At 67.2% G+C, this 8,240-nt stretch carries 4 protein-coding genes and 6 pseudogenes; 3 read left to right on the top strand and 7 right to left on the bottom strand.

Features of this window, described 5'->3' with window-relative positions:
• Positions 1-114: 114 nt before the first annotated feature.
• Positions 115-1,118 (bottom strand): annotated as a pseudogene (locus ABZ818_RS41805) (IS5 family transposase).
• Positions 1,119-1,374: 256 nt separating this feature from the next.
• A pseudogene (locus ABZ818_RS41800) lies at positions 1,375-2,121 on the bottom strand (IS701 family transposase); the annotation flags it as partial.
• On the opposite strand from ABZ818_RS41800, the gene ABZ818_RS41795 reads away from it, so the two are divergent.
• Positions 2,034-2,333 carry a transposase gene (locus ABZ818_RS41795; protein WP_361427301.1) on the top strand — a complete coding sequence of 100 codons (300 nt, stop codon included), beginning with the start codon at positions 2,034-2,036 and terminating at the stop codon, positions 2,331-2,333. The pseudogene ABZ818_RS41800 and the gene ABZ818_RS41795 overlap by 88 nt on opposite strands.
• Positions 2,334-2,712: 379 nt before the next feature.
• On the opposite strand, the pseudogene ABZ818_RS41790 reads toward ABZ818_RS41795, so the two are convergent.
• Positions 2,713-3,171 (bottom strand): annotated as a pseudogene (locus ABZ818_RS41790) (transposase); the annotation flags it as partial.
• A 153-nt stretch (positions 3,172-3,324) separates the two neighbouring features.
• Here ABZ818_RS41790 and ABZ818_RS41785 point away from each other — a divergent pair.
• Together ABZ818_RS41785 and ABZ818_RS41780 are read left to right on the top strand one after the other, a co-directional pair.
• Positions 3,325-3,573, top strand: a pseudogene (locus ABZ818_RS41785) (DUF6192 family protein); the annotation flags it as partial.
• A gap of 7 nt (positions 3,574-3,580) precedes the next feature.
• Positions 3,581-3,724: pseudogene (locus ABZ818_RS41780) on the top strand (RacP protein); the annotation flags it as partial.
• Here the strand turns inward: ABZ818_RS41780 and ABZ818_RS41775 are convergent.
• The 4 genes and pseudogenes from ABZ818_RS41775 to ABZ818_RS41760 form a co-directional block, all read right to left on the bottom strand.
• On the bottom strand, positions 3,715-5,964 hold the full coding sequence (locus ABZ818_RS41775) for a glycoside hydrolase family 95-like protein (protein WP_361427298.1): 2,250 nt from the start codon (positions 5,962-5,964) through the stop codon (positions 3,715-3,717). The pseudogene ABZ818_RS41780 and the gene ABZ818_RS41775 overlap by 10 nt on opposite strands.
• Before the next feature lie 394 nt (positions 5,965-6,358).
• Complete coding sequence (locus tag ABZ818_RS41770; RefSeq protein WP_361427295.1) at positions 6,359-6,727, bottom strand: substrate-binding domain-containing protein; 369 nt, start codon at positions 6,725-6,727, stop codon at positions 6,359-6,361.
• Positions 6,728-6,836: 109 nt separating this feature from the next.
• Positions 6,837-7,370, bottom strand: a pseudogene (locus ABZ818_RS41765) (IS3 family transposase); the annotation flags it as partial.
• Positions 7,371-7,420: 50 nt separating this feature from the next.
• Positions 7,421-7,732, bottom strand: coding sequence for a transposase (locus ABZ818_RS41760; protein ID WP_361427292.1), 312 nt, complete (start codon positions 7,730-7,732; stop codon positions 7,421-7,423).
• Positions 7,733-8,240 lie beyond the last annotated feature (508 nt).

The following is an 8,240-nucleotide window of genomic DNA, read 5'->3' as shown; positions in this document are numbered from 1 at the left end:
ACTGGTCACACTTCCGTAGACACAGCCAGGCCCGAGCCCGCCGCTCCCACTACAAACGTCGAGGCCACAACCCCCAGATGCGGTTGCAGTACTAGGGCCTGTGTGATGTTGTGATCAATCGGCTGCTCGTAAGAGGTCTTCGAGCCAGATCATCGAGGCGCGGAGTTCGAGGCCAGCAAGGTAGCTCTCGGGCATCTTGTCGAAGCGTGTGGCGATGCCACGCCAGTCCTTCAGCCGGTTGATCAAGCGCTCGACGGTGTTCCGCTCCTTGTAGAGGACCGCGTCGTGGCTGACGGGCCTGCCTCCTCGGCTGCCCTTCTTCTTGCGGTTGGCGGCCTGGTCCTTCTTCTCCGGGATCACCGCCTTGATATTGCGTTTCCGCAGGTAAGAGCGGTTACCCCGGGATGAGTAGGCCTTATCTGCCGCGACGGTGCCCGGCCGGGTGCGGGGGCGGCCGACCGGCATGCGGACGCGAATCTTCTTCAGCACGGGGATGAACTGCGGACTGTCCGCGGCCTGCCCAGCGGTCAGGATGAACGACAGTGGTCGGCGCTTCCGGTCAGCGGCGAGGTGAATCTTGCTGGTCAGCCCACCACGGGACCTGCCGAGCAGGGCTTCCCTCAAACGGAGCCTGCGCCGTCGCCGGACGCGTCGCCGCTCTTCTCGCTCGAGGTCATTTCCGTCGGCCTGCCCGTTCTGCCCCGTCTCGCCGCCCCCTTTTGCCGGGCCTGTTCCTCCTCTGCGGCAGCTTCCTCCAGGGCGTCCATGACCTCCTTGCCAACACGCATCCCGGCGGCGTCGTGGTGACCGCGAACGGTCGTGGAGTCCACGCTGATCAGCGACAAGTCCGTCTTCTCCTGGCGGGCGGCCTCGGCGATCAGACCCTCCAGAAGGGCGGTGAAGACGCCGGCGTTCCGCCAGACCCGAAAGCGTCCGTAGACGGTGGCCCAGGGCCCGAACTCGCCCGGCATCTCACGCCACTGAGCACCGGACCGGAACCGCCAGATCACCCCCTCGAACTGATCCCGCAGCCGCTCGGGGTACGGGCCATACTCACCTATCGGCAGGTACGGCTCGATCAACTTCGACTGCTCAACCGTGAGTTGCCTACGCGTCACAACCCTCGTTCCTACCCGATCCGCCCTCCCAACGGATACGGATCGACACGATTGATCACGACATCACACAGGCCCTAGTACTCCAGCCGTAGTTCGGTATCTGGGCTGGTCAGCGGCCTGGTGGCGTGGAGTGTAGCGGGGAGGCCGGGTGCGCGGGAGGGACTTTGCCACCGCGCCCCGGCGAATAGGTAGCCGCGTCGTTCGTAGTGGCTCTGGCGGGCGCGTGCCTGGTGGCGTCGTCTCCACCGTGACCAGTTCAGGGTGTGGCCGCGGTGTGTGGGGCGGTGCGGGGGTTCAGCTGCCAGGAGACGGCGGATCTCGGCCGGTGTGAGGTCCACGAGGTCGGGCATGTCGTCGTCGGGGCCCCTTTTTCGCGTTCCTGGGCGGCCATGGCGGCGAGGAAGGCGTGGGCGAGCATGGCGAGGGTGATGTGCCGGTACCAGCCGGTGTAACGGCGGACCTCGTACTCGTCGAGGCCGCACTCGTTCTTCGCGGACTGGAAGCATTCCTCGATCTTCCAGCGGCACCCGGCGATCCGGGCCAGGTCGGCGAGCGTGGCGTCCAGCGGAGCGCTGGCCAGGAAATAGGCGATGTCGTCGGGATCGCTGATGCTGCGCCGGGCCAGCATCCACCGCCTGCGGGTGGGCGTGTCGCCGTCGCGTTCTTCAACGACGGGCAGGAGGGCGCCGGCCCAGTCGTAGGAGCGCTCGCCTTTGGCTCCGGGGCCGGCGGACAAGCGTTGCCAGGCCTCCGGTGGGGCCTCGTGGCGGATGCGGTCCTCGATGCGCGGGCCATGGACCTGCTGGGACTTGGGGACGGCCACGACGTAGTGGAGTTGGAGGTCGTCTTCGAGGAAGCGGCGGAAGCGGCTGTCCTGGCCGTAGGCGGCGTCCGCGGTGACCCACCGGAACCGGAGTGGGGAGGCATGGGCCCGGCGGATCATGTCGCGGGCGAGGTCGTTCTTGGTGGCGAAGGCACGGTCGTCGGGAATATGGGCGGCCCTCCAAGCAGGGTTCGGACTGGCTGCGGTGGATCTTGTGCGAGGCCGCCCAGACCGCGAAGCGGTCTCCGGAGTTCGCCGCCTCCTACCAGCGCCTCGCCCGGCGCCGGGGCAAGAAGATCGCCACCACCGCGATCGCCCGCCGCCTGCTGGCCCGCGCCTACCATCTGCTGCGCGCCGTCCAGGTCCAGCACGACCGGCAGGGGTCTCGATGACAGCAGCCGACGACAACCGCCAGGGGCGGTCGCAGACCCCGGGTGAGCTCGCATCTGCCCATGAGACGGGCTGTCGCCCGTGTTCGATGACCTGACTGAACAGCCCGGATCCCCGAACCACGGTCATGGCGCCGGCCCGCCCGGCCAGACGCCGAATGGGTGGATGTGAGCCCACTCCGCCAGGCCATCAGCGCAACGGGGACGTCAACGACCCAATCCCTGAACATAGCTGACGCTTCCTCGCTCCCGGGTTCAGGGCTCTGCACGTCAGCCCTGTCAGAGAAGCACGAGGAAGACCCGCAAAGGAAACCGCCTCGGCAAAGAACAAAGCCGCGGGTCGAGGTCACTTCTGCGCTTGACAAGCCCGGCCCTCATGGGTGGGCAGATAGAGGGCACGGTCGACGAGGGCGTGTCCGCGGCTGGTGGCATAGGCGGCGAACACGCCGATTTGGCAGTTCTCGGTGCGTCCGGCGGTACCGGAGTATTGGCGCTGCACTCCGGCGGAGGTGATCCCCTTCTTGATGAAGCCGGTGTCGTCGACAATCAACACACCGTCGTCATGGTCGAGTTGGTCAGCGACGTACGCCTGCAGGTCGTCGCGGACGCTGTCGGCGTCCCAGCGGCTGCGGGAGAGTAGGTACTGCAGTCCGTCCGGAGTGGCGTGGCCGGCCCACTCGGCGAGCTGCCACCCGTTCTTGCGGCCGACCGGGGCGAGCAGGCCGCGTATGTAGTCCCGCATCCGCCTCCGGGGCTCGATCCGGGTGAAGCGGCTCCCGGTCCGCAGGAAGAGTTCTTCGAGTTCCCGGTCCCACGCGCTCGTCGGCGCATCGTTGAGCATGCCGAGGGATTGCTCGGACCAGCTCACAGGCATGCGGCTCACGCACTCGTTCGTGGGCGCGGTGGCAAAGTCCCTCCCGCGCACCCGGCCTCCCCGCTACACTCCACCCCGCCAGGCCGCTGACCAGCCCAGATACCGAACTACGGCTGGAGTACTAGCCCCGTCGCGCCAGCCATCCGCAACATCGACCGGTCGGTGGAGTTCCTGGACCTGGTCACCGCCTGCCACTCCTTCGTCGCCGCGGTCGGCCGGGTCGTCCCGGGCCTGCGCGACCGCCAACTCGGCGAGGACGAACGCACCATCGTCCACGAGAACGTCGCCCGCGTCAGGGCGACGCTGGACTGGATCGAGACGGCCGTCGACACCGGCAACGTCGACGTCGACGGCGAACTGGCCCGGTGAGTAACCGATGCCCCGCGCTTCCGAGCGCAGATCACCCGCCGCGCAGCGACACGCCGGCACCGTCCGGTTCGTGCTCTTCGAAGCCCGCCCGGCCGGCCTGACCTTCCTGCAACTGGTCAGGTCCAGCGAACTATCGCCCAGTCAGGACAGGCCCCACGCGGGTGCAGAGCCGTTGGCTGTGACATCGCGCGGATGCAGGATCGGGTGGATGCCCTTTCTGCTGATCACTGCGGTCCGTCCCCTGCGCAGCGGGATGCTGATGGCGCCCTCGCCCTGGTACGGGAGCGGCTTCCCGGACTCGTCCCGGACGTCGATCTCGCCCTCGATCCCATGCTGCAGCGTGAGGGGTTCCCCTGCCTCGCTCCTGACCGCGATCCAGTCGGTGCGACCTGAGCTTCGCGAGGCGTCCACGGTGAACGCCCCCCGCGTGCGCAGCTGGGAAATCGAGGCGTCCTCCCAGGTACGGGAGAGCGCGGGGAAGACCTTGACCACGCCGCCGTGGCTCTGGGTGAGCATGTCGAGCAGCGACTGTGCCGCACTGATGGGGCTTTCGAGCGCGAAGTTTGATCCTTCGCGGTACATGGTGTTGGGCGTCATGGCGCAGCTGGCGACTACATTGCCGTCCACGAAGAACCGCAGATAGTGCAGGGCTTCCTCGGGCCGGCCGAAGAGTGTCTCCATGGAGGCAGCGGCAGCGTAGCTGTAGCCGTGCCAGGCCGTCTGCATGCTCGTCCAGTGGTCGAAGGTGCGCCGGTCCAGCTTCTCCTGCAGCGGATACATCCAGAGCAGGTGGGAGAAGTGGCGGTGTGACTCGGCCAGCGGTACCCCGGCACCGATCATGATGCCCTGTTCGTTTTCGTGGTACGGCACCAGCCGGGCCAGGATGTCCCGCCACTGCGGTGCCGCCGGATCGTCGATCCGCAACCGCTGCGCGGACTGAAGCAGGGTGGCGCAGCCCCAGCGGAGCAGTGAGAGGTCGTAGGTGCAGTCGGCTGCGTCGGCGTACTCCGGGGAGCGGGTCACGGGCAGGTGCAGTTTGCCGTCGGTCCCCTCCGTGAGGTGGCGGGCATAGTAGTTGACCGCTTTGGTGAGGATCGGGTGGATCACCGTGCGCAGGACCTCGTCGTCCATGTGGTGCCGGTAGGTCACCCAGGTGTTGTGCAGGGCCCAGGTCAGGTTGCCCGTGTGGTCGTTGGGACTGACCCCGGGGACACCGACGTAGCGGGGCCCTGGGCGCAGTTGCCAGTCGCCCGGGTGGCACAGGGCGTAGGTCTTCCCGTCGCGGAGGTCCGGGACAATGTTGCTCTCGAGATTGGCGCTGTACTTCTGGAACGTCGGGGTGATGGCGTCCAGCTCCTGATGGTTGGAGCCATTGGCCACCGGATACGTGACCTGGACGTTGGTGTTCCACCAGATACTGGTCCAGTTGTTGCCCGACTCGGGGAACCAGGGCCCGAAGACCGGCGTCACCGGTGCGTTCCTCCGGGTCGCGCAGGCGAGCTTGTAGAGCTGGATCCAGTAGAAGCGTTGCAGCTTCTTGTCGGGCACGGAGACCAGGCTGCGCCGGTAGAAGGCATGCCACCAGTTCCGGTGCGCGGCGATGTCCTTGTCCGGAGGGCCGGCGAGAGCCGTGTTGACCGCGCGTATCGCCGCTTCGCGGCCGGTGGAGTGGGGATAGCCGTACGCGATGGTGGCGGCGAGCAGCCGTTTGGAACCGGACCGCACCTCCCGCCATGCGGTTGTGTATCCGCCGCCGGCGTGCAGGGGCTGCTCGACATGGCCGGGCCCGACGGTGGGGTCCGGGTTACCGGTGTACTCGGGTGGGACTCGGATCGTCCTGGTGGTGTGCGAGGGCAGGGAGGTGAAGCCCCAGGCGGCCGACTCCTCGCCGGCGGTCGGCTCCAGCGAGACCAGCAGCACGCTTCGGTGGTTGAGAATAAGGGCGCTGAAGGTGGCGCTTCCCTGGGACGTGGTGACGGTGCCGGACAGCTCCGCGTTGTCGAGGTCGAGCTTCCAGTCGACGCAGGTGATGGACCCGGCGAAGGTCAGCGTCAGAAAGCCGACCCCCAGCCGGGAGTAGCCGATGGCGGCCTCCCACTGTCCGCGCTGGTCCTGTACCAGCGAGTGGTTGATCATGACTCGCAGGACGTTGCCCTCGCCGGGCTTGCTGTAGATGTGGGCGGCGAGGAAGCCGTTGCCGAAGAAGGGCGCCTCCTGCCAGCTCTTCGGCAGCCGCTTCCAGACCATTGCCGCATCGTCGAGGATGTCGCCGTGTACATCCTGGTGCTGTGCGGGAGCCGCCCAGGCGGCTGCGGATTCCGTGGTGATCAGGGCGGCGCTGAAGGCGCCTGCGGTGCCCGCGACGAAGGCCCGTCGGGAGATCGGGGTCATTGCTTCACCTCTCATGGGCATGACAACGAGCACGGCAGCGATCTCGCCGGCCCGTGTGCGAGTGGCGCTCGGCAACGCAGGCTGCAGATGCCTCCCAGCGGGGGGCCGCAGGAGCCAGGGTGGCAATGTGGCGCCGCCCAGCGCCCGGTTCAAGCTGCGCCGGGATAAGGCCGGTTCGGGCAGGCCAACTCCAGGCGGGCAGGTAAGTCTTGTGGCAATTGGTAGGATCAATGTATTTGACATGCCACGTCAACCCGTTAGGTGTGGTCTTTTTCGTAAAAAAGATCCTACCTATTGCGCGGTCGCGGTCTTCTTCGCATGCTCGTAGGTGATCACGGCCCTGAGGACCTTGGAGAGCAGGTTCCTTCTCTCCGGCCCGGCCGTGCGGATGCGCTCACGTCAGCGCCGGGGGTCCGCTGCTTTCCCGTATCACCAGCTCGATCGCCACCTCCACCCGTGTCGCCTCCGGACACTCACCGGACAGTAGCCGGAGCACCATCCGGGCCGCGAGCGCGGTCATGTCGGCCAGAGGCGTACGGACTGTGGTCAGTCGGGGTGTCACCCAGTCCGCGAACGGCAGATCGTCGAAGCCGACCACGCTGACGTCGGCCGGGATGCGCAGCCCGAGTTCCACGGCGGCCCGGTAAGTGCCCAGGGCCTGGTGGCCACTGCCCGCGAAGACCGCCGTCGGGCGCTCCGGCAGCGTCAGCAGTTCCAGGGCGTGCCGGTAGGCAAGCCCGTGCGTGAAGTCGCCGTAGCGCACCAGGGTGGGGTCGAAGGGGAGTCCGGCCTGTCAATCCCCTCCGAAAGCCGGTGATCCAGGTGGCGATCCTGATCCGGGCCTCGGCGCGGGTGGCGAAAGTGTGCCGGTGGACGTATTCGACCTTGAGTACGCTGTTGAACGCCTCGCTGACGGCATTGTCGAAGCATGATCCGACGCGGCCCATGGACGGGAAGACGCCCAGCCTGCGGCAGGCCCGCCGGAACCTGCGGGAGCCGTACTCGCTCCCGCGATCACTATGAAAAATGACGCCGCGCACCCCGCACCAGACGAGATCGGGCCCCTCTGCGGTGAAGTCCCGCTTCACGTAGTCCGGTGCGGCTGGCCGTTTGCCCGGCCGGGTCAGCCCCCTGCGTCTGCGGACCCTCCGGGCGACCAGGCCGAGTTCGGCCATGAGTTTGGCGATGGTGTTGACCGACACCCGCCAGCCCTGCCGCATCAGCGTGATCCAGATCTTCGGCGAGCCGTATGTGCCGCCGGGCTGGGTGAACACCTCCTTCACCGCCTCGGCCAACTGCTGCCGGCGGACCTCACGGCCGGTGGGCCGGCGGCTGCGGTGCTTGTAGAACCACGACTCGCTCACGCCCAGGGCGCGGCAGGAGACGCGGTGCGGGATGCCGTGCATGGTCCTTTGGTCGCCGATCGCCCCGACGACGGACGCCGGGTCCGCCACGGCTACTTCACCCACAGGACCATGCAGCGTTTGAGGACATCACGCTCCATCGCGAGTTCCTTGTTGTCCCGTTTGAGCTGGGCGTTCTCCCGCCGCAGCCGATCCAGCTCGTCATTCCCGCCGCCCGGCGCGGTGCCCGCGCGGCGGGCCCGCGATACCCAACTGGCCAGCGTGGTCTCGTTAATCCCCAGATCCCTCGCGACCTCGGCGACGGCCTTACCGGTCTCGGTAACGATCCGTACGCCCCCTCGCGGAACTCCGCATCGAACTTCCGTCGCTTCTCTGCCATGACTCCCAACTTCCCCTGCAGTCACGGTCTCTACGCTGCGAGGGGAGGGACAGACCCAGACCGATCAGGAGGACCGGGCCGCATAACCAACGTCTCTACGCAACCAGGGGATTGACATGACCGCGGGCCGGAGACTTCGTGTCTCCGGCCCGCACGCTGAGCTGTTTCCAACCTGAGTCACCCCGGATTCGATAGAAATGCCGCTTAGTTAGCGTCGCCGAGCGGGCTGTTGCAGCGCCGGCCGGTTGCCGGGCGCCGTCGTGTCGATGTCGCCCGCACGGTCATCGCCCAGATCCTCTTCGCCAGCAGGGGATCGTGCTCACCTTCCGCTCCACCGAAATCACTGGGCCATCGACGAAGTCTACGAAGATCGAAATCGATGTGCAGGAGCTCGCGCACAGCCTGGGACAGCTGTGGCGTAGCTGTCGTGCTTGCTTATTGACCTCGATTCGTCAGCGGGTTTCGGTCGCTGATCGGTGCGGCTGTTCGCCCGTAATGTCCTCTGCCGTTGGAGGACGGGCCGTCGCGTGACG

The organism is Streptomyces sp. NPDC047453 (assembly GCF_040643155.1).
In the GTDB taxonomy this organism is placed as follows: Bacteria; Actinomycetota; Actinomycetes; order Streptomycetales; family Streptomycetaceae; genus Streptomyces.
Note: the sequence above shows the minus strand (reverse complement) of the source record. Positions and strands in the feature narration are given on the sequence as shown.

Coding starts and splice junctions, on each gene's coding strand:
- ABZ818_RS41775 (WP_361427298.1), bottom strand. CDS start 5,964: ATGACCCCGATCTCCCGACGGGCCTTCGTCGCGGGCACCGCAGGCGCC.